This window comes from Vibrio sp. 1727 (assembly GCF_033344415.1).
Taxonomy (GTDB): Bacteria; Pseudomonadota; Gammaproteobacteria; order Enterobacterales; family Vibrionaceae; genus Vibrio; species Vibrio alginolyticus.
In genome coordinates, this window is sequence record NZ_JAWPOT010000006.1 from 63,969 (window position 1) to 84,017 (window position 20,049).

Consider the following 20,049-nt stretch of genomic DNA (forward strand, 5'->3'; position numbering starts at 1 on the left):
CTATTATTAATTCGCGACAAGAAGGTCGATTTCAATCCGGCGGTTAATAGCTCGGTTTTCATCACTACTGTTTTCAACTAATGGTCTTGCATCCCCCAATCCCTCGGGTATCACTCGCCCTTCTAATGCACTATTCGAGATCAGTTGTTCAGACATAGCAGTGGCTCGAGCTAATGATAGGTGCCAGTTCGAGGGATATTTACTCGTGAAAATAGGCCTATCGTCGGTGTGACCAGTAACAATGATCTTGCCTTGGGTCGACTCCAATGTTCTCGCAAGCTTAGAAATAACGGGTTGGATGTAAGCGACAACATCAGCACTACCTGATTCAAATAGATCTTGAGACTTTAACGAAATTCTTACCCTGTCTTGCAGCGGCTCAACATTGATTAGCCCCTTACCGATCTCAGTTGCTAGATACATTGAAATCTTTTCTGCAATTGGCGCTGATTTTGATTCTGACGTTGCATCTTGGTTAAGTTGTTGCGGTTGAATCAAATTGACTAATTGAGAAAAAGTGTGATTGGATGCCTTATTTAGCTCATAGCTAAAATACATATATATGCAGACCAATAATGCCGCCGTTACAGAACATACAACCCAAAGAGGGGCTCTATCAGAAGCTTTTGAGCCATTCAAAATGTGTTGGTCGATACTATTACTTAGCTCCTGAGGGACTCCTCTCCCATAAGACTTAAGAGTAGCAATAACCTGTCTTCTCAATTTCCGGTGCGATTCCAGTCCATTTTTTTCTAAACGGTATTGACCCAGAAACCCGAGAGATAAGCACACATACATTAGTTCAAGCAAATCTAAGTTCGCATCTGGTTTCGCCATGCACTTATCAAGATGCTTAAAGAACGCTTCCCCACCTTGACTGCTAGCATAGAAGGAGCTAAGTAATGAATCGTGACTCCAGAATGAATGCCCACCCCAATTGGTGTTAAGGACAACTTCATCTAGTGAACAGCATAAACAATAACGAGCTGTATCAATGGTATCCAAATCAACGTCATGCTGACGTAATCGGTTCTCATAATCTCTAAGCTTTTGTGCCAATGTCTCTTTTAGAAACAACGGATCGGAATGAGTCGCTGTCGACCGAATTTGACCGATAATAGATAACAGGCCATTCGCCTCTGCTAGTAGAGAGTTATTCCCATAAGCGACCACTGAATCATTGTTCACCAATTCAGGGCTTTTTGAGATAACTACGGTATTATCCAGTGACTTTTCTGATTGTGGTTTCGATGCGGGTGCTCTTCCACCCGGTGTTGGTTTTACGATCGTTTGTTCCATACTGAGCGCGCCTATTGATTAATACTCCAAAGCTCAAGTTCAGCATTCGGAAAATGCCCTGATAGGTGAAGCGCAATACCGCCACTATCTTTTAGCCTCATCCAAAATGGCCCTTTCTTGACAACTTCGAAATAAACATAGCCCGTTTGGTAAGGAATCTGTCTCGGGACGACACTCAACGGCACTACGTTTATACCGTTGATCTGATTATTAATTAGATCGCGAATCTGTTCTGCCGGGCCAAACTTGAGTTGCGCTGGGACCAGGCGTCTTATTTCATCTGTTGTGGTGTCTGCTTTAATTGCTAGCACAAATTGGCATGACTCAAGCAAGCGTTTATCTGGAAGCGGCGTCACTTGAATACCGTATTGGCGAGGCTCCAACGGAAGTTTGGTCGCAGTTTGGTCAAGAACAACACTGAGGTACTGACTGAGTATCTGATTCAACTCGCTATAAACACTTGATACATCTAAGTGATCATACGCAAGCAAACTTGGGACTCTTTTAGTTTTATTAGAAAAAGTGGCTAACTCACCAATGTAACCTTTAAGTGTCGTCGCTAATTCCAGTGGATGTAACCTATCTAACTCACTGAAATGCTTTAACTTCGCCTCATATCGGTTCAGCATTTGGAGCATGATGAAATCAACAGCAGATGCCGATGCAGATTTACCCTTAATCAAGCGCTGCGCAATAACGTCAGCACGCATCTTTGTCATCGCGATAACGTTACGTAGATAGGCTGACATAACTTTGTCGCTAAGGAGATTGATAAGCGGAGGAACGTACTCATCGTCTAGTATAACTTCCCCTTCAGGAGTTACCTCTTTGATCCTTAAGATAGGTAACTCCACATAACCCGCTAATTTGTCATTACTCGCTTTCAACTCTAGGTTAAGGGCTGCAACTTGGATGGTTTCTTCATCTTGTCCTGTAAGGTTATCTATCACGTCGATATCTTGAAGTACATAACGAGAGACGATCGATTCGCTTACATCCGAAACGTTTTTACCTGTAATACTTGAAAGAGGGAGAGTTATTTTTACTAACGTATTTTCAGTGTTTTTATCAATAAGTAGAGACGAAACTGAATCGTTGGATATTAACGTATTAACCAACGTCATATCTGGCAAAACAGCTTCAAGATGCTCAAGTTCAATAAGACCATCTTTTAGCGCGTGTTTTTTTACTCGACATTTCCAAACTCCCCAATTGTAAGCCCCACCTAACTGATGTAAGCCCTTGAATTCTTGAGAGGTTGCGCGTTCTTGTTGTTGGAAGTGCTGGGGACGTAAAAACATTCCTTCGCACCAAGCCGTCTTGGAGTATTGCGTCATTTATAATTAGCCAACTAAACGTTATTTAACGACCAAAGACAGATCTTCTAACAATACTTGATATGTGTTGTAACCGGTCTTATCCACTTTAATGACTTGTCGCCAATTTGAGTTTTCAATATCTCGAAACGCTACGACAATGCCTAAATATTCTGTCTTTGGAGACATACTTGCTTGATATGTTTCTTTCTGACCTGGAGTTAATGAAACTTCATATTTATTCACTAAATCAGGTCCTAAGACTTTTTCACTTTCTTCATAAATAGAAAAAAAGTCCTGGCTTTCGAAAATGGTATTTGACGTTAATTCAAATACATACACCACTACAGGAGAAGGCCTGCCGTTTGAATCAGGATTAATGTTATGACTTGCTGCTATTTCTAAATCTGAGTATGGATCAACAACTAGGTTCGCTGCTGAGCACCCAAATAAAGCCATTGAAATTAATAACAAAATATATTGGTAAAACTTTTTCATCACCCAAATTCCTAGCCTTTGTTTTTTATTGCTAATTCATAGTGCTTAGCGAAGTCTTCTAAATAGAACGGAGACTCTTTATTGATAATATCATCGGATAGCTTTTCATGAATATCCTCAAACCTCTTCCAACTTTGAGCATATTTTCTAGCTGGAATAACCTTATTAATAACCGTGTCTTTCGCTAAAGCATCTGAGTATATAGAAGTAGGTTCAACAAGTGACATAACACTCGAAACCGTACCTTCAACACCTTTCATTAAGGCTTGCTCATGACTTTCGATGTCATTAAATGCTTCTTTAATGGCTGCATTTGGCTTTAAGAAGCTAGCAGTTTGACGGTTATATAAGTTATGAATCGCATCTTCTAAGTTTGCAGAAAACTTTAAAGGGTTATTTTCTGACTTACGAAATGCGGTATGACTAAGTCGATTTGTTTGCTTAAACACTGCTCTGTTATGCAGTGTTTCCATTAAACCAACTAGCATCAAAGAAAATGACTCCCCCAGTTGTTCAAACCATTCCTCTCGGTTATCGCTGGGAATCATCATTGGATCTATACCCACCCCTCTAACAAAAGCCGCAAGTTCACCCCCATTGGTATCAAAGTTGGGAGTCGATAGGTGTTCTGATTGTCGGTTAACTTTCGGTAAAGTTTCAGATACGGTGCTCTGTTTTTCGGGCTTTGGGATATCAATAAAATCATCGACTAAACCAATATCTAGCTGAAAGTCAGAAGGAACACTTTCGTTTAAGAGTTCACTAGCACTAAGGCCTAGGTCAACAAATTCTGCTTCCGATGGACTTGAGACTACTTCAGGGGGTGCGCTAGAAAGACTTTTACTTGTCTCAAGACTGAATACATCTGTATCTGTTTGAATAGAAACTGAAATTTGATAATCCCCTAAGCTAACCATATCGTCATCGCTTAGTGCTATTTCATTTCCTTGACCCACAGGAGTTACAGCATTATTTACAAAAGTACCATTCGTTGAGAGGTCTTTTATCAAGTATTTGTCACCAAACTTAATCAGTTCTCCGTGGGTTCCGGATACCACTCTTTCAGGATCTGGTAGTGTCCAATCACATTGTTCAGACCTACCAAATGTAACCTTGGCATGTTCATCACTTGATTCAAACACGAACTCACTCTCAATCTCTGGAGTAAATTTGTGAAAACTTGTTATGGTTAAAACCAACTTCATGTAAACCTCGCCAAAGACCTGCTAGATATTATTTTTAATTTTATTATTAACTGCTTTCTTATTAACAGTAAGATTAATAAAAATCTTAATACTGCCATTGAAAATCATGCACGGAATAATGAATCATTTTTTTATCAAAGCAATCACGTATTGTTCAACAATTTTAATTATCCAACCAAGTTCAAATTTTTGACACTTAGACTTTCATCAATAAAAAAACGAATGTTAGTTTGGCCGAGAAATTCTAACATAATGACTTTTCATTGAGCAGAAAGGTATATATTCCCCCATCATTTATACGGAGTTCTTGTGATGGAAGACAGTAATAAAAACAATTCTATAAATAACGAAGAAAGCGGAGATAAAACTAAAATTGTAAAGACTCAAAAACGAGACAATGCAATTAAATCAACCAAACTCACTAATAATGAAACCTCCGTTAAAAATAAAAATGAAACAAATACAAAACTGTCTCAAAAAGAAAACACTCCGTTAGTTAATAAGAAAAAAAACAATAAAGATGACTCATTAAATAATAACAAAGATGTTATTAACGAAAGCTTAATAGGAACGACCGTTAAAAATCGGTATGAAATTGAGTCGGTTATTGGGCATGGTGGGCTTTGCGATGTTTACTTAGCTAAAGATAAGATTCTTGAATCTTCAGGTTCAGAAACACCCTACGTTGCGTTAAAAATATTACAGAAAGAGTTTGCTTCTCAACCAGAGACTGCACGCATGTTAATACGTGAAGCTCAACAAACTCAAAGGTTAAGCCACCCTAATATCATTAGGGTTTTTGATTTTGGTGTTGATGGCGAAATATACTTTTTAGTTATGGAGTATATTAACGGAGAAACATTAGAGAGTTTAATACAGCGTTCTAGGCCCCATGGGCTGAAGTTTAATGCAACTTTATCAATCCTAAATCAGGTACTCGATGCACTCTCATATGCTCACTCTCTTGGTGTAGTGCACGCCGACCTAAAGCCCGCTAATGTGATTTTAACGTCTGAGGGTAACGTTAAGCTGCTTGATTTTGGTGTATCTAAAACTCATCAATTAAAGCAGGATCAATATGCGGCTAAACGTAAATCCGAAAATGTTGAAACGCTTGGTTATACTCCCAACTATGCATCACTCAACCTGTTATCCGGTAAGGAACCGAACTTAAGCGACGATATGTTTGCTCTATTTTGTATTGTTTACGAGTTATTGAGTTGCAAACACCCTTACGCAAGAACTCCAGTTAATGAAGCTCTCAAACAGAAGATCAAGGTCTCTAAACCAACTAACATGCCCGCATCTAAGTGGCCAATATTTTCAAGCGTATTTTCAACTGGCATCATTCCGAACGAGCTGACCCCTGAGCAGTTGAAACGCAAATTGAATATGCGCTATTGGCCTATCGCTAGCGGCGCGGCAGCGAGTATATTATTAGTTAGCGGCATTGTATTTGGTTATCAGCAGCAACAAGAAACCATCGCCACTTTGGAAACCGTTATTAGCAAGCAAAATGATCAAATTGCCGGACAAGAGTGGCAGCTTGATACGCCAGCAGAAAAAAGTTTGGCACTGATTGATAGTGAAAAAAGCTTACATCCAGTCGTTAAGGCTGGCTTATTACGCTTACACAAGACCTATATTCTCAGCGAGTTTGAATCTGAAATTGATCAGGTTTTGAATTCTGATGCCAACAACTACCCGAATTATGATGAAATTGAGTCCATACTTGATAAAGCAAAAATCTACTACCCTGACTCACATAAAATAGAAGTTCTTGCCTTAGATATTCAGTCAAGCAAGCACTCCACGTTACTTTCGATAGCAAGGCAAATCAACAGTCAACTTGAAAAGTCTCGGTACAGTAAAGAAGACGGCAGTAAATCCATCTATGAGCTCAAGGATGAGTTAAATCAGATTCATCAAGGTTATCCTTTCACGCCAAGTTCGTTATCTAGCGATGTTTTCGGTCAGCACCTCACTGAAGCACTCAAAAAGAAAGACGCAGCTGCACTTGTTGCTCTTATTAAGGTTGGGAACACCTTCTTTTCAAACGTAGAAGAGCATCAAGAGAACTTACAGATAAGTAATGCGATGAAAGATGCAGTGCTGGAAATGAAATTATATGAGACAGCGCTAGATTCCAACAGCCCTCTACCGTTTCCAGAAGATGCCGCTAGAATCCTGTTCCAAGAAGAGTTTGAAAACTTTTATTCTCGCCTAGAAAAGGCAAGGACGACAACTCATCTCGATAACTTAGTGAAGGATGTGGATCTGTTCTCGAAAAACTTTCCTATTGGTTTTCAGGATGTTAACGATTTAAGATTCAAAACTGCTGATAAATACTTACGCTTCTCCGATATATTGCTTAATAAGCGAAGGACTTCAAGCGCAAGACGCGCTATGAAGAAAGCCAACGAGCTTATGAAGCAAATAGAACAGGACTCTAAGCAAAGCTAGTAATACAAAAGGGACGCGAGTCCCTTTTTTGCCGTAGATTACTTGCCAATATGCAACTAGATTGCTAATTTATACTTGTACTTAATGAGGAGAGTTAGCCTTGACTGAAGGAATAGTCAAAGTTGGCGAACGTCTGGCGTCCGTATGTAACGATAGCCTTAAACTAGGACTGCAAGACACTTACCGACTCGGCGTTTTACTTGGAAACATCCCCTTTGCTACTTGTGTTAAAAACACGCGAGTTGAAGTTTTTTCATCCCTACATTTCGACCATTGCCGTTTGGATATAAGTCAAAATATCTTTAACAATGACTTTCTTTTTGTAAGTTTATCTCAAGCGACAAGCAAACTATTTCTGCTCAAATACTGGTTATGCCATTCATACCTTCGGCTAAGCCTTCATTATCCGAAACATTCCTCTACCTCAACGTTTAATAGGGGTATACATGATTAATTTTGATGTTCTCAATACATACATGGATAACGACGTAGATCTGATCGTCACTGTTTTTTCTACATACCTTGAAGATCACACGAATGATATAGAGCGTATAGATGAGCTATATGCAAGCAAATGTTGGTCAGAACTCTATCTATTAGCTCATAGTTTAAAGGGCATTCTAGAGAGTTTCGGAGAAGACACCGCGGTCATTGCGTTTCAAAGAATAGAAGAAAAAACCAGAAACGATACAGCGCCAGATAGCTCAGATATAGCTATAGTTACTAAAGAGCTAGCTGCAATTAATCAACAAATCTTCACTTACTTGAAGAATATGCAATAAAGAAATTCAAGGCTTAACTGGGGGAAATATGGCAATGAATAATAGCAATTTCAGGGAGTTGATTGAGTCTCTCAAAGACTTAACACCAACTCAAAAAAGGTACTTACTTAGCCGTACAAAGATGGCGCTAGATGATGAAAGTAATATGTTAAACATCAGTGATATTCTAACACCAGAAGAGTTGGAGGCGTTACTATCACCGGCACCAACAACGAATACAAAATAACAATGATATACAACGCAACCGTCAGATTAACGCTAGGGACCAAGTGAAGCAAATCGACTTTGCTTGGTTGTTAGTTTCTCTCCCTATTCCTTTTCACTACAACAAACGTATTGTTTTCGAAACCTTTTTCCAATGTAAACAGGTCAGATAATTGAGCGACTAACATCAGTCCGCGACCTGAGGAGGACCAACTATCGTCATCCATTAAGTTAGGTGCCTCAATCTGTTTATTTTTATGTTGGATGAACGTCTTTTCATTGATCGGCGCTCCGCAATCAGAGACTCTCAGTTCCACGAAACCGGACACTTGGTCATCCCCAACCCTACACTCCACTTCAATTGGCAGGCCTTCTATTTCACTGTAAGAATGAATATAAGCGTTATTCATGAGCTCAACGACACAAAGCTCCAATGATTGAATTGCATTTAAGGGGATTTGATGACCCATCAAAAACCGAACAACGTCTTTGCTCGCACTTCGTGAGTGAGTAAGGGAGCTACCGTAAGTTCGTTTAAATTCGCTCTTTGACATTCTTTTCCTTAAAATCGAGCCTCTCACCATGCCATTTTACCTGTAAAAGGCTGGCATCATCATCAAACTCATCTTCGTTGTGCCAAGATTGTACTTTTTTAAAGACGTCTCCCACTTGATCTTCAACTGGCAGCGTGCAAACAGCTTTTATACTCGATGCCAATCGTTGTAGTGAAAACATCTCCTCACCCTGCCTCGCTTCAATCAAACCATCCGAATAAAGCCACAATGCATCGCCCTCATCTAGACTAATTTGGTTACCGCTATATTCCATCGGCTGCATTGCACCAACGATAAAGTTATCGTCACCTATCTGTTCCATCGTTTTCGTACTCGCTCGCCAAACTAAGATCCTGGGGTGGCCAGCCGTGCAATAGCTAAGTCGCCCTGATTTTGTGTTAAGAATGGCGTAAGCCATAGTAAAGTAAAGTTGACTGTTTCTAGTTTGCTGATAACGCCGATTTAGCCGTTCAATCACAGATGCTGGCTCACTTACGCAATAGCCGTCATCTCTCAACTCCATCGTGATCGAATCAGGCCCCTGACTTTGAGATAGTGTCTGTTGAATAGAAAAAGCCATCAAAGCTGAAGAAATACCATGACCAGAAACATCAAATACATAAAACGCAACATGTTGTTCATCGAGCTCCAAATACCCCAACATATCACCACCAATCTGGGAGCATGGTTTGTAGACATAGCTAAAATTTACATTCTGAATAGTTGATTCAGCAGGGAGTAGTTGCTCCATCAGATGACTAGCAGACTGTAGGTCTTGGTGGATTGTTTGATAGGCCGCATCTAGCTCTTTATTTCTCTCAACGAGTTTGTTGTGCAGTTCTAAAGTACGAAACCCCGCACGGATTCTGGCCTGAAGTTCCTCTACAGACGTCTTCTTATCTACGAAATCATCTGCGCCAGCATCAATGCCTTTCACGATCGAACTTTGGTCAGTTCTAGAAGACAGTAGAACAAAAAAAATGTAACGTTCGCTAACTTTAGATTTTAATTGGCGACACAATTCAATACCATTAATTCCAGGCATCATTAAATCACTCAGCACAAACTGAATATCAGGGCGGTGGGTTAGCACTTCAAGCGCCGCTCTTCCGTCTTCAACTGCAACCACTTCATAGCCCTGCTTTTCCAATGCACTGCTGATGTAAAGCAGGACTGTTTTACTATCATCGACCAAAAGAATGGATTTCATCTTCCTCCTTAATACGGTTGCTATACTGGCTAACGCAAAACACTAGTCACTGACTGCTCATTTCTAAAACGGCTGTAGTCTTCGGCTAATAATTGGTGTTGATATCGAGTGTAAGACAACGCTTCATTAGAAATTAGTATCTGATGCTCTTTTTCGATTAACTGACTTTGCAGCCTTTCAATCTGTTCATTCTGCTGTGTGTAATTGAGGTACAGTGCGAATAGACCAAAAACCGAAACCATTAACAGGGCGATTAGAATATTATTGATAGTTTTCACTTGAATACTCATGACCTCTCCTTGTCTATTATTAGACTTTCCATGATGAAAGAGAGCGTCTACGGACCAAGAGCTCGAGGCTCTAAAACGCAACGAAGCAAATTGAGGTTGTTTTTCCAATTATAGGCGATAGGAGAAAAAATAAGAAAAATCTGAAAAAATTTGAATATCCTGCTGAGTTAAGAATCGGTAAGGTGGTAGCAGCGAGCTATCATCCACTCGCTGCAATACATTAACTCTGAAATGCAGGTCTAGCTAAAATTTGGTTATACCATCGAGCAATGTTTGGCGACGTCGATAGCACATCAATTTCTAGGCCTTTAATTGCGAAACTGATCAAAATAAAGCCTGTTATATCGACGATAGTAAAATGGTCTACGGCGATAAAATCATTATGTTCAAGACGCTTGTCTAAGACAGGCAGAAATTCGTAGACGCGTTGTTTTGATTCTTCGCCCCATGCTTCAACGCAACGTTCTCTGTCTCCATAAACTCCGGTCATGTTTCGAAACGCCTGAAATGCCGCATTTAGTCCTTGGAACTCCACCACACGATGCCACATTTCCACCTGAGCACGTTCGAGCTGGTTAGCACCAAACAGCGCCAGATCATTTTCAAACGCTTCATCTAGGTAGCGACAAATCGCCACGCTTTCACAGATCGCAGTGCCATCATCCAGCTCTAGTAGAGGTACTTTGCCGTTCACGCTTTTCGATTTAAACGGTTCAGATAGGTTATCGCCCCCACGAACGTTCAGCGCAATTCGCTCAACCTCGCCACCGATTTCCTTTAGAAAAATGCTAACTCGCTTACAACTTGGAGTCATTGCGGTTTCATAGAGCTTCATTTTACATCCTTTTATCTTTTTCTAACCGATTGGTTAGGATATACTGTAGCCAGTTTATAAACGATCAGTCAAGAACTTCACTATCAAAAATTTTCAAACAGTTGTGGGTCTGTTTGCTGAGCGAGATTTTTGATGCCGTTTGTGAGTTCACATGAATTTGGGGGCTGATACCCGAGAATAGATGGGTATTCATCATATTGATTCAGTTCGAACGCTAGAGGTTCTCTGTACCATCCCTCCAAAGCAATTTAATTACCCGATAAGCAGACCCAGGCAGGTAATTTATGGCAAGAAAAGCCAACTTCGACCGAGATGAAAAGCTTCTCGTGGCTATGGATGTGTTTTGGCGCAAGGGCTTTGCGAACACGTCCATCTCGGATCTCACCGACGAGTTGAACATCAACCGCTTCAGTCTTTACAACACCTATGGTGACAAGCAACAGCTCTACTACGAAGCGCTCGATACTTACTTGAAAAAGGTCTCGCTACCCTCACTGAATGATTTGGAAAAAGACGACGCGTCTTTACCTGAATTGGAATCGTTCCTTAAATCTTTTGCTGAGCTGCAACGCAAACGCAACTGTGGGTGTTTTATTCAAAATGCGTTGATTGAGCACGCTGGTGAAGACGATGACGTACTGCGTAAAGGGCATTTCTTATTTGACCATCTTATCGACATCATTGCAGATGCGCTGACCAATGCGCAAAAAGAAACCTTAGTGCCGAAAACGCTGAAACCAGAAGAGCTTGCTCGTTTTGTTCTCAACAACATGCAAGGCATGCGCGTGCTTGGCAAAGCCAAACGTTATGCCGATTTGGATACGGCGCTTTCCTGCTTGCTGGTTTTGATTAGGAAATAACATGTCGATTGAAGTGATAGCAGTACGCCTTACCAAAGGCATGGACTTAAAGCTGAGCCTAGCGAAATTGGTCGAGAAGCACGGTATCAAAGCAGGCTCGATTGCTTCATGCGTTGGCTGTGTCTCTGACCTCAACCTTCGTTTGGCAGGTGCAGAGAGTACGTTAACCAAACAAGAGCCATTTGAAATCGTCTCTGTGATGGGAACCCTAACGCCTGAACATCAACACGTTCATATCTCGGTGTCTGATCGTGAAGGACGAGTTTGGGGTGGGCATTTGCTGGAAGGCACAGTGATTGATACTACCGCAGAATTGATCATCCATTCTTACTCAGAACTTGAGTTCACTAGAGCGATGGACGACTCGACTGGCTATACCGAACTACAAGTGAATCCTTCCAAATAGCAAAAGGCTCCAGAGCCATACTGTGCTGTCTCTGGAGCTTTATTCGGTTGTCTCTTACGCTAAGAATTTACTCATATCGAGCACACTAAAGAACTTCGAGGATCATTCTTCAACTAAGTAACAAACCTGATTATCGTCGACCATTACTTGCCACGTTTTTAGACAGTGCACTTCGTCTTCCAGACACTGCCCACTCTTTAAACTGAAGTGCTGTTTATATAGTGGTGATGCAACACACATCTCACCATCAATATCACCGACAATCCCTCGACTCATCACATAAGCCTTACCAATTGGGTCCCAATCTTGAACGGCGTAAACACCGCTATCTGGAATGTAGAATAGCGCAACGTGCTCGCCTTCAATCAATACAGTAGCACCGATAAACGGCATTAAGTCATCAAGCTGACACAATTTCACTTTGGTTAAAGCTGCCATTTACACCTCCTGTTTCACCGGAATACGCTGACCGCGCACACGTTGGTACGGCAAGACTTTGCTGCCCGACGTGCTGTTCAAGAAAGGACGGAAGCGTTGCAATTTCTGAGGATTATCCAGCGTACTCTTCCACTCACATTGATAGGTATCTATGACTCGCGCCATTTGCTCATCCAATGAATCACATAGGTTGAGAGAGTCATCCAAAATCACTTGTTTAAGGTAATCTAGGCCCCCTTCCATGTTCTCCATCCACACCGACGTACGCTGCAAGCGATCAGCGGTGCTGACGTAGAACATCAATACTCGGTCAATCATGGTGATCAACTCTGATTTGGATAAGTCAGATGCAAACAAATCAGCGTGTCTTGGTCTCATGCCGCCATTCCCGCAAACGTATAGATTCCAGCCGTTTTCAGTGGCGATCACCCCAATGTCTTTACTTTGCGCTTCTGCACACTCGCGAGTACAGCCCGATACGGCAAACTTAAGCTTATGGGGCGCTCGCAATCCTTTGTAGCGGTTCTCTAACTCAATGGCTAATCCGACCGAGTCATCAACACCATAGCGACACCAAGTAGAGCCGACACACGATTTCACGGTGCGCACCGATTTTCCGTAGGCGTGCCCTGTTTCAAAACCAGCATCGATTAAGGTTTGCCAGATTTCTGGGAGTTGTTCTAACTTCGCGCCAAATAAATCCACGCGCTGACCGCCAGTGATCTTGGTGTATAGATCGTATTGCTGAGCAACTTCGCCTAGCACGATAAGTTTGTCTGGTGTGATTTCGCCGCCCGGAACACGAGGTACAATCGAGTAAGAGCCGTCTTTTTGCAGGTTTGCCATAAAGGCATCATTAGAATCTTGCAGAGATTGATGTTGAGGCTCCATGATGTGTTCATTCCACAAAGAAGCGAACACAGATGCCGCTGTCGGCTTACAAATATCACACCCATACCCTTTGCCATGCAGTGCAATTAAGGTGTCGAAGTCTTTGATTTGTTCCACTTTGCAAATATGGAACATCTCTTGGCGACTGAGCTCAAAGTGCTCACAAAGGTGGTTGTTAACCTCTACCCCCATGGCTGCCAGTTGAGTATCCAATACCGACTTCACCATATTGCTACACCCACCACAGCCAGTACCGGCTTTGGTGTTCGCTTTAAGGTCCGTCAGGTTGGTAGTGCCAGCTTGAATCTCGGCAACTAAGTCGCCTTTTGTGACGTTGTGACAAGAACAGATGATGGCGCTGTCTGGCATCTCTCCGTCCAACATTCCGGTATCAAACAGCAGGTTCGCAGCGTGGTCTGGCAGGACCGTTTTGTTCAAATAACACTGCAAAAGCGCATCGTAATCGCTGTTGTCACCAACAAGAATTGCACCAAGCAATTGGGTACCACTCGCATCAACCACCAGCTTTTTGTAGATGCCTGCAACCGCATCTTGCAATACCATTTCTTGTGCGCCTTCGGTTTGCATTTGTGCATCACCGATAGACGCCACATCTACCCCAAGCAGCTTAAGTTTAGTGCTCATGTCTGCACCTTTGAAACCTTCGCTTGGCATCCCAGTCAAGACATCGGCAGTGGTTCTCGCCATGGTGTAACCGGGTGCGACTAAACCAAAGATCTTCTGCTCCCAAAGGGCACATTCGCCAATCGCGAATATGTTCTCATCGCTGGTTTGGCATTGGTTGTTAATCACAATGCCGCCTCGCTCGCCTATTTCTAGCTCAGCCAGCCTTGCCAACTCATCTTGAGGACGAATGCCTGCGGAGAAGACAATCACATCCACTTCGAGAGGATCTTTGTCTTTAAACACCATACGATGCTTAGCCATTTCACCATCGCAGATTCGCTCCGTACCCGTTGAGGTGTGAACGGTTAGCCCTAGCGCTTCAATCTTCTCTTTTAGCACTAAGCCAGCACCATCATCTAACTGCACGGGCATGAGGCGAGGTGCAAACTCAATAACATGAGTTTCTAGCCCCAATAGTTTGAGTGCGTTTGCCGCTTCTAAACCCAACAAGCCGCCGCCAATCACTGCGCCTGTTCTTGCGCCTTCACATGCCTTTTTGATTTGTGAAAGATCATCAAGCGTGCGATAGACAAACACGTTGTCTCGGTCTTTACCTTCAATTGGCGGCACAAACGGGTAAGAACCGGTCGCGAGCACAAGTTGGTCGTAACCCAGCACATCTTCACCATCAAGCAGAATGCGCTTTTGCTCTCTGTCGATGCCTGTTACTTGGCTGCCAAGTACGAGTTGGATGCCATGCATGTCGTACCATTCTTGGTTACTCAGCATCAAATCATCATGAGACTTACCCGCAAATAAAGAAGAAAGTTGTACACGGTCATACGCGATAAAGCGCTCTGCACCAATCACGGTAATTCGGTGCTCCAAATGCGCGTTTTTCTGCACTAATTGCTCGACGAGGTGTTGCCCGACCATACCGTTGCCTACCACAACGATGTGGCTCAATGCGTTCTTTACTGGAATCGTTAAAGGACTGTTCATCGCTGCCTCCTTATGCCGTTTGCGCTGCGGTTTTGGGTTTGTCTTCTTTCGAAGCAGGAATCTCGACTTTGGATTGCTTCTCGTAAAGGAACTTCAGCACCGCTTGTCGACACTTCTGATACTGCGCATCATCCGCCAGTGCGACACGCTCACGAGGGCGAGGTAGATTCACTTCCAACACTTCACCAATAGTTGCCGCCGGTCCGTTGGTCATCATCACGATTTTGTCAGATAACAACACCGCTTCATCCACGTCATGGGTAATCATGATGACGGTGTTGTTTAGCTCGGCTTGAATCTTCATCAGTGCATCCTGCAAATGCGCACGGGTTAACGCATCCAACGCGCCAAATGGTTCATCCATCAGCAAAACCTTCGGTTGAAGTGCCAGTGCTCTCGCAATGCCGACTCGCTGCTTCATACCGCCCGAGATTTCATCCGGCTTTTTGTGCGCGGCATGCTGCATTTGAATCAACTCCAAGTAGTGATTCACTTGTTCCTGAATCCACGCTTTGCCCTTTTTGCCGGCAATTTGTTTTACTGCGAGCTCAACGTTTTGATATACGGTGAGCCAAGGCAACAATGAATGGTTTTGGAACACGACTGCGCGGTCAGGTCCCGGTCCTGCCACCTCTCGTCCATCGACGATCACACCGCCGTCTGTTGGCATGTGTAGCCCTGCAACTAAGTTCAATACCGTTGATTTACCACAGCCAGAGTGACCAATTAGGGATACAAACTCGCCTTTATTTATTTGTAAATCGACGTTCTTAAGCGCGATGAACTCGCCATCTGGCGTTGGGAATCGCATCCCTAATCGCGTTAGATCTAATAATGCTTTTTCCATGATCTTTTCCCTTATCTCAACGCTTGTTGTTTATTCCAAGACAACCACTTTTGAAGTTGCAACATGCCTCTATCGAGCATCAAACCGATAAAGCCGATGGTGATGACTGCGACCATAATACGACCCAATGATGCCGAACTGCCGTTCTGGAATTCATCCCAAACGAACTTTCCCAACCCAGGGTTCTGCGCAAGCATCTCTGCCGCAATCAACACCATCCAAGCGATACCTAAAGAGAGACGTAAACCTGTGAAGATCATTGGAATGGCAGAAGGTAAAACGATGGTGCGAATGTGCTGCCACCACGAAAGTTGAAGCACTTTGCTCACGTTGATTAAGTCTTTATCAACGCTCGTTACACCCACAGCGGTATTAATCAGCGTCGGCCATAAGCTACATAGCGCTACTGTGATCAGAGAGTTAATGAACGACTTAGCAAACATCGGGTCATCACTCACATAAGTGGCACTTACAACCATAGTGACGATAGGCAGCCAAGCTAAAGGTGATACGGGCTTGAGCAGTTGAATGATTGGGTTGAACGCTTGATACAGCCCTTGATTAAGACCAAGCACGATGCCAAGCGGAATCGCGATGACCGTCGCCAGCAAAAAGCCCGCAGTCACAGTCACTAGGCTTGTTATGATTTGATCGAAGAACGTCGGTTTACCTGTGTAGGGACGAATCTTCACTTCCGCGTCCGGATTCTTGGCTAACTTCGCAGCATTGCGCTTTTCCTGACGCTCGATAAACGCTTGTTCCTTTTCTCGCTCTTGCCAATGGTCATCGACAAGGTTGCTGAACTGCTGAAAAGTTTGCACTGGCCCCGGTAGCGTACCTAATGAAGTTTGCACTTCTCTCGCTGCTAAGTGCCACATTGCCAAAAAGATCAGCAAGCCAATGACGGGCAAAAGCACCAACCGACTTCGGTTCACTACCTGCTTAGCAGGAAAAAGGGAAATGACATTACTAGACATACTCACTCCTAAGAAATTTACATCCTTGTTGCCACAAGCGAATTCCCTCGCCTGTGGCGTTTATCGTTATGGTTAAACCTTGTCTTTTCCTTTAAGCCCGATGGAGAACTTCTCTAGATATTTATTTGGCTCGCGACCGTCATAAACGATGTTGTCGATAAAGTGTGTTTGCGGCGCACGGAAACCATCTTCAGCACTGAAATCTGGGAAGTCTTTTTTGCTCAACACACCATCTTCAATTAGCGCTTGAGCCGCTTGTTGGTAGATATCAGGACGGTAAACCTCTTTCGCCACATCCATGTACCAATCATCGGACTTCTCGCTTGAGATTTGCCCCCAGCGACGCATTTGGGTCAGGTACCAAATCGCATCGCTGTAATACGGATAAGTTGCGTTATGACGGAAGAACACGTTGAAGTCTGGCACGTCTCGTTTGTCGCCTTTCTCGTATTCAAATGTGCCCGTCATCGAGTTGGCGATAACTTCGGCATCGGCTCCAACGTATTCGCTTTTTGATAGCATCTTCACTGCTTCTTGGCGGTTGGCATTGTCGTTTTCATCCAACCAATGTGCCGCTCGAATCAAGGCTTTCACTACGCGAATGTGCGTGTTTGGATACTTCTCAGCCCAAGCTCTGGAAACACCAAACACTTTCTCTGGGTTGTTCTTCCAGATTTCGTAGTCAGTCACGACTGGCGTACCAATGCCTTTGAATACGGCTTGTTGATTCCATGGTTCGCCCACGCAGTACCCTTTGATCGTGCCCGCTTCCATCGTCGCTGGCATTTGTGGTGGCGGTGTAACACTCAAAAGAACGTCAGCATCCAACTGACCACTGTTGTCACCTGATTCTGGGGCATAAAAACCTGGATGGATCCCACCCGCTGCTAACCAGTATCGCAACTCATAGTTGTGCGTCGATACAGGGAACACCATCCCCATGTTGAACGGTTTGCCTTTATCCAGATAGCTGTCGACCACAGGCTTCAGTGCATCCGCTTTGATTGGGTGAACTGGCTTGCCATCTGGTTGCTTTGGAATGTATTGCTTCATCTGCTCCCAAGTATCATTGGAAACCGTGATTGCGTTGCCGTTCAAATCCATACTGAACGCAGTAATCACTTCTGCTTTTGTGCCAACACCAATCGTTGCGCCCAATGGCTGACCAGCAAGCATGTGCGCGCCAGCAAGCTCACCGTCGATGACTCGGTCTAATAGCACCTTCCAGTTTGCTTGTGCTTCTAAAGTGACGTACAAGCCTTCGTCTTCAAAAAAGCCTTTCTCATAAGCAACCGCCAGCGGTGCCATATCGGTTAACTTAATAAAACCAAACTTCAGGTCTTCAATTTCTGGCTCACCCAACTCTGCCTTTACGCTGACAGTGGTGAATACCGATAACGAAATTGCTGACACTTTCAGCATCGAACTCCATTTCATTGGTTTGCTCCCATAAAAAAAGCGCCACTACTCCAAAGAGCAGTAGCGCCGTTGCTAAGTCTACAATTACCGCCGTTGATAATTGAGATAAGCGATTCAACAATAAACCCAATTCTACTAATCCAATTACTGTGCCAACTTATTTTTCACAGTAAATACAATGAATTAGTTTATTCCACCGTTTCTTATTCCCTGTTATTGCTTGCTGATAGTGCAACACGCACCACGTTAGAAAATGCACTCTAACCCCAAAGTGGTAGAACAACTAATCCAACACTTCCAAAGTAGTTATCAAATTCTTGGCAACTTGTGCGAGCGTTTGGCTCGATTGCATGGCCGAATTTCTAAGTGCTTTATAAGCCTGATCTTCATCAACGTTGTGCATCTTCATCAGCAGACCTTTGGCTTTTTCCACCAGCTTGCGCTCTTCAATCTTATTGGTCAGCGATTCAATTTCCGATTGCATACTTTCGAATTTCGCTCTCACTAATGTCGCATGTTCAATCCAAGGTTGAAGTGCAAACTCACTATCGTGCGGCATAAGAACATAGTCCATTTTTTCTGATAACCGATTGATATCATTGGATGATAATTGCTTTAAGACGATAAGAAGTGGTGCCGATTTTCTGCGGCAGAAATCGACGATCAAACGCAGTTCTGCCGTTGGCTGCTGCCATCCAACCACAACGCTTGCTGACGGTTCTCGTTGCATTAACGTTTCTAGTTGTGCCAATTGGCAGCCGATGATGTTGTCGTAATCTTTGCTCAATAAGCCGGACAATCGAGCCTGCTCTTGGAGGCTATCACAGCATACTATGATGGGTGTTTTTGACGTTGATTGAGTCATGCACATTCCTTGTTTATATCTCACTCACTAAGAGAGACATAACAAGGAATGTGCCAATTAAAGTTGAAGCGTTTTAACTAGAGGCGAGATGTTCTTTGAAGAAACCTAGTGTGCGTTCCCACGCGAGCGCCGCTTCTTCTGGTGCGTAGCGTGCTGTTGAGTCGTTATGGAAGCCGTGGTTGACGTTCTCATACATTAACGCTTGATACTGTGCGTCGGTTGCGATCAATTGCTGCTCATAAGCAGGCCATGTGTCGTTAACACGCTTATCGAGCCCTGCAAAGTGAATCATCAACGGTCCTTTGACTTGCTTTTGGATCTCTTGTGCAGCTGGTGTTCCATAAAAAGGCACACCTGCATCGAGCTCTTCAGGCATTACCGCTGCAAGCATATTGACAATGTATCCACCGAAGCAGAATCCAACCGCGCCCAATTTACCGTTTCCACCCTCGTATTGTTTGAGGAAGTTAGCGGCTGCAATAAAGTCTTGTTCGATCTTAGCTCTGTCCATCTCTTTCTGCATTGCGCGACCTTCATCGTCGTTCCCCGGATAGCCGCCGAGTGGATAAAGCGCGTCTGGAGCGAAAGCAATAAAGCCGTCCTTTGCAAGTCGTCTTGCGACATCTTTGATATAAGGGTTCAGGCCTCGATTTTCATGAATCACCAACACGGTCGGCGATTTCAAGGTCTTCTTCTGTGGCATCACCAAATAACCACGCCCTTCTCCATGCCCATTTGGAGATGGAAAGGTTTCGTAAGTTGCTTTGATGTCAGGATCGTTAAATGAAACTTGTTCTGCGAGTGCGTAATTCGGGGTTAGCGCGTCGACCAGTGCTGTCATGCTAAAGCCAAGCACCGCAAGGCCACCCAGCCTATTTAGAAACTCACGGCGCGAGATTTTTCCGTGGGCGTATTCGTCGTACCAATCGAAGGCTTCTTGCGGGATCGGATGAGAAGCCTTTTCACTAGGAGTGGTATGCTTTAGAACCATTATCCATGTCCTCTGTGTCTTACCATATGGGATTTTCTCATTCTCAAACGCGAAGCTAAAAACGAACGCG

At 43.5% G+C, this 20,049-nt stretch carries 20 protein-coding genes; 5 read left to right on the top strand and 15 right to left on the bottom strand.

Annotated features, from left to right (window positions below; translation table 11 throughout):
• Nucleotides 1-6: 6 nt before the first annotated feature.
• The 4 genes from tssL to tagH are packed head-to-tail and all read right to left on the bottom strand — an operon-like array spanning nucleotide 7 to nucleotide 4,318.
• A complete protein-coding gene (tssL, locus tag R8O10_RS08215) occupies nucleotides 7-1,299 on the bottom strand; it encodes a type VI secretion system protein TssL, long form (protein ID WP_213877410.1) in 1,293 nt (430 codons plus the stop codon).
• An 11-nt stretch (nucleotides 1,300-1,310) separates the two neighbouring features.
• Nucleotides 1,311-2,636, bottom strand: a complete 1,326-nt coding sequence (gene tssK, locus R8O10_RS08220; RefSeq protein WP_270054861.1) for a type VI secretion system baseplate subunit TssK — start codon at nucleotides 2,634-2,636, stop codon at nucleotides 1,311-1,313.
• Nucleotides 2,637-2,657: 21 nt separating this feature from the next.
• A complete protein-coding gene (tssJ, locus tag R8O10_RS08225) occupies nucleotides 2,658-3,113 on the bottom strand; it encodes a type VI secretion system lipoprotein TssJ (RefSeq protein WP_017820223.1) in 456 nt (151 codons plus the stop codon).
• Nucleotides 3,114-3,124: 11 nt separating this feature from the next.
• On the bottom strand, nucleotides 3,125-4,318 hold the full coding sequence (gene tagH / locus R8O10_RS08230) for a type VI secretion system-associated FHA domain protein TagH (RefSeq protein WP_042521011.1): 1,194 nt from the start codon (nucleotides 4,316-4,318) through the stop codon (nucleotides 3,125-3,127).
• Nucleotides 4,319-4,630: 312 nt separating this feature from the next.
• Here tagH and R8O10_RS08235 point away from each other — a divergent pair, with 312 nt between their 5' ends.
• The 3 genes from R8O10_RS08235 to R8O10_RS08245 all read left to right on the top strand — a co-directional run bounded on the left by R8O10_RS08235 (nucleotide 4,631) and on the right by R8O10_RS08245 (nucleotide 7,789).
• Entirely contained in the window at nucleotides 4,631-6,781 is a 2,151-nt protein-coding gene (locus R8O10_RS08235) for a serine/threonine-protein kinase (RefSeq protein WP_270054860.1), read from the top strand.
• Nucleotides 6,782-7,227: 446 nt separating this feature from the next.
• Nucleotides 7,228-7,563, top strand: coding sequence for an Hpt domain-containing protein (locus tag R8O10_RS08240; protein WP_031781126.1), 336 nt, complete (start codon nucleotides 7,228-7,230; stop codon nucleotides 7,561-7,563).
• Between the two features lie 34 nt (nucleotides 7,564-7,597).
• Nucleotides 7,598-7,789, top strand: a complete 192-nt coding sequence (locus tag R8O10_RS08245) for a hypothetical protein (protein WP_025767706.1) — start codon at nucleotides 7,598-7,600, stop codon at nucleotides 7,787-7,789.
• 70 nt (nucleotides 7,790-7,859) lie between these two features.
• Here R8O10_RS08245 and R8O10_RS08250 read toward each other — a convergent pair whose 3' ends face one another.
• From R8O10_RS08250 to R8O10_RS08265, 4 genes are all read right to left on the bottom strand, one after another.
• On the bottom strand, nucleotides 7,860-8,321 hold the full coding sequence (locus tag R8O10_RS08250; protein WP_025998580.1) for an ATP-binding protein: 462 nt from the start codon (nucleotides 8,319-8,321) through the stop codon (nucleotides 7,860-7,862).
• Nucleotides 8,302-9,531 carry a PP2C family protein-serine/threonine phosphatase gene (locus tag R8O10_RS08255; RefSeq protein WP_318191277.1) on the bottom strand — a complete coding sequence of 410 codons (1,230 nt, stop codon included), beginning with the start codon at nucleotides 9,529-9,531 and terminating at the stop codon, nucleotides 8,302-8,304. Before R8O10_RS08255 ends, R8O10_RS08250 begins: the two co-directional genes overlap by 20 nt.
• A 29-nt stretch (nucleotides 9,532-9,560) precedes the next feature.
• Nucleotides 9,561-9,821 carry a hypothetical protein gene (locus R8O10_RS08260; protein WP_017820228.1) on the bottom strand — a complete coding sequence of 87 codons (261 nt, stop codon included), beginning with the start codon at nucleotides 9,819-9,821 and terminating at the stop codon, nucleotides 9,561-9,563.
• Between the two features lie 220 nt (nucleotides 9,822-10,041).
• On the bottom strand, nucleotides 10,042-10,656 hold the full coding sequence (locus tag R8O10_RS08265) for a glutathione S-transferase (RefSeq protein WP_318191278.1): 615 nt from the start codon (nucleotides 10,654-10,656) through the stop codon (nucleotides 10,042-10,044).
• Between the two features lie 284 nt (nucleotides 10,657-10,940).
• Here R8O10_RS08265 and R8O10_RS08270 point away from each other — a divergent pair, with 284 nt between their 5' ends.
• On the top strand, nucleotides 10,941-11,516 hold the full coding sequence (locus R8O10_RS08270; protein WP_005375904.1) for a TetR/AcrR family transcriptional regulator: 576 nt from the start codon (nucleotides 10,941-10,943) through the stop codon (nucleotides 11,514-11,516).
• Nucleotide 11,517: 1 nt separating this feature from the next.
• A complete protein-coding gene (locus R8O10_RS08275; RefSeq protein WP_318191279.1) occupies nucleotides 11,518-11,922 on the top strand; it encodes a PPC domain-containing DNA-binding protein in 405 nt (134 codons plus the stop codon).
• 102 nt (nucleotides 11,923-12,024) lie between these two features.
• Here the strand turns inward: R8O10_RS08275 and nirD are convergent, their stop codons facing one another.
• The 7 genes from nirD to R8O10_RS08310 form a co-directional block, all read right to left on the bottom strand.
• Nucleotides 12,025-12,360 (bottom strand): nitrite reductase small subunit NirD, encoded by a 336-nt coding sequence (nirD, locus tag R8O10_RS08280; RefSeq protein WP_069687627.1) that lies wholly within the window; start codon nucleotides 12,358-12,360, stop codon nucleotides 12,025-12,027.
• The gene (nirB, locus tag R8O10_RS08285; RefSeq protein ID WP_318191280.1) at nucleotides 12,361-14,880 is read right to left on the bottom strand and encodes a nitrite reductase large subunit NirB; all 2,520 of its coding nucleotides are present in this window, start codon (nucleotides 14,878-14,880) and stop codon (nucleotides 12,361-12,363) included.
• A gap of 10 nt (nucleotides 14,881-14,890) precedes the next feature.
• On the bottom strand, nucleotides 14,891-15,727 hold the full coding sequence (locus R8O10_RS08290; RefSeq protein WP_005450080.1) for an ABC transporter ATP-binding protein: 837 nt from the start codon (nucleotides 15,725-15,727) through the stop codon (nucleotides 14,891-14,893).
• Nucleotides 15,728-15,738: 11 nt separating this feature from the next.
• Nucleotides 15,739-16,704: an ABC transporter permease gene (locus R8O10_RS08295; RefSeq protein WP_005375889.1), complete on the bottom strand. Its 966-nt coding sequence runs from the start codon at nucleotides 16,702-16,704 to the stop codon at nucleotides 15,739-15,741.
• Nucleotides 16,705-16,776: 72 nt separating this feature from the next.
• Entirely contained in the window at nucleotides 16,777-18,141 is a 1,365-nt protein-coding gene (locus R8O10_RS08300; RefSeq protein ID WP_318191281.1) for a CmpA/NrtA family ABC transporter substrate-binding protein, read from the bottom strand.
• Nucleotides 18,142-18,406: 265 nt separating this feature from the next.
• Nucleotides 18,407-18,988 carry an ANTAR domain-containing response regulator gene (locus tag R8O10_RS08305; RefSeq protein ID WP_318191282.1) on the bottom strand — a complete coding sequence of 194 codons (582 nt, stop codon included), beginning with the start codon at nucleotides 18,986-18,988 and terminating at the stop codon, nucleotides 18,407-18,409.
• A 73-nt stretch (nucleotides 18,989-19,061) separates the two neighbouring features.
• The gene (locus tag R8O10_RS08310; RefSeq protein WP_009704599.1) at nucleotides 19,062-19,979 is read right to left on the bottom strand and encodes a dienelactone hydrolase family protein; all 918 of its coding nucleotides are present in this window, start codon (nucleotides 19,977-19,979) and stop codon (nucleotides 19,062-19,064) included.
• Between the last annotated feature and the right edge of the window lie 70 nt (nucleotides 19,980-20,049).

What these genes read in the sequence shown, in the direction of transcription:
- R8O10_RS08260 (WP_017820228.1), bottom strand. Translation starts at nt 9,821, where the DNA reads ATGAGTATTCAAGTGAAAACTATCAATAATATTCTAATCGCCCTGTTA.
- nirD (WP_069687627.1), bottom strand. Translation starts at nt 12,360, where the DNA reads ATGGCAGCTTTAACCAAAGTGAAATTGTGTCAGCTTGATGACTTAATG.
- R8O10_RS08290 (WP_005450080.1), bottom strand. Translation starts at nt 15,727, where the DNA reads ATGGAAAAAGCATTATTAGATCTAACGCGATTAGGGATGCGATTCCCA.
- nirB (WP_318191280.1), bottom strand. Translation starts at nt 14,880, where the DNA reads ATGAACAGTCCTTTAACGATTCCAGTAAAGAACGCATTGAGCCACATC.
- R8O10_RS08235 (WP_270054860.1), top strand. Translation starts at nt 4,631, where the DNA reads ATGGAAGACAGTAATAAAAACAATTCTATAAATAACGAAGAAAGCGGA.
- R8O10_RS08275 (WP_318191279.1), top strand. Translation starts at nt 11,518, where the DNA reads ATGTCGATTGAAGTGATAGCAGTACGCCTTACCAAAGGCATGGACTTA.
- R8O10_RS08270 (WP_005375904.1), top strand. Translation starts at nt 10,941, where the DNA reads ATGGCAAGAAAAGCCAACTTCGACCGAGATGAAAAGCTTCTCGTGGCT.
- tagH (WP_042521011.1), bottom strand. Translation starts at nt 4,318, where the DNA reads ATGAAGTTGGTTTTAACCATAACAAGTTTTCACAAATTTACTCCAGAG.
- tssK (WP_270054861.1), bottom strand. Translation starts at nt 2,636, where the DNA reads ATGACGCAATACTCCAAGACGGCTTGGTGCGAAGGAATGTTTTTACGT.
- R8O10_RS08245 (WP_025767706.1), top strand. Translation starts at nt 7,598, where the DNA reads ATGAATAATAGCAATTTCAGGGAGTTGATTGAGTCTCTCAAAGACTTA.
- R8O10_RS08305 (WP_318191282.1), bottom strand. Translation starts at nt 18,988, where the DNA reads ATGACTCAATCAACGTCAAAAACACCCATCATAGTATGCTGTGATAGC.
- R8O10_RS08310 (WP_009704599.1), bottom strand. Translation starts at nt 19,979, where the DNA reads ATGGTTCTAAAGCATACCACTCCTAGTGAAAAGGCTTCTCATCCGATC.
- R8O10_RS08240 (WP_031781126.1), top strand. Translation starts at nt 7,228, where the DNA reads ATGATTAATTTTGATGTTCTCAATACATACATGGATAACGACGTAGAT.
- R8O10_RS08265 (WP_318191278.1), bottom strand. Translation starts at nt 10,656, where the DNA reads ATGAAGCTCTATGAAACCGCAATGACTCCAAGTTGTAAGCGAGTTAGC.
- R8O10_RS08300 (WP_318191281.1), bottom strand. Translation starts at nt 18,141, where the DNA reads ATGAAATGGAGTTCGATGCTGAAAGTGTCAGCAATTTCGTTATCGGTA.
- R8O10_RS08250 (WP_025998580.1), bottom strand. Translation starts at nt 8,321, where the DNA reads ATGTCAAAGAGCGAATTTAAACGAACTTACGGTAGCTCCCTTACTCAC.
- R8O10_RS08255 (WP_318191277.1), bottom strand. Translation starts at nt 9,531, where the DNA reads ATGAAATCCATTCTTTTGGTCGATGATAGTAAAACAGTCCTGCTTTAC.
- tssL (WP_213877410.1), bottom strand. Translation starts at nt 1,299, where the DNA reads ATGGAACAAACGATCGTAAAACCAACACCGGGTGGAAGAGCACCCGCA.
- tssJ (WP_017820223.1), bottom strand. Translation starts at nt 3,113, where the DNA reads ATGAAAAAGTTTTACCAATATATTTTGTTATTAATTTCAATGGCTTTA.
- R8O10_RS08295 (WP_005375889.1), bottom strand. Translation starts at nt 16,704, where the DNA reads ATGTCTAGTAATGTCATTTCCCTTTTTCCTGCTAAGCAGGTAGTGAAC.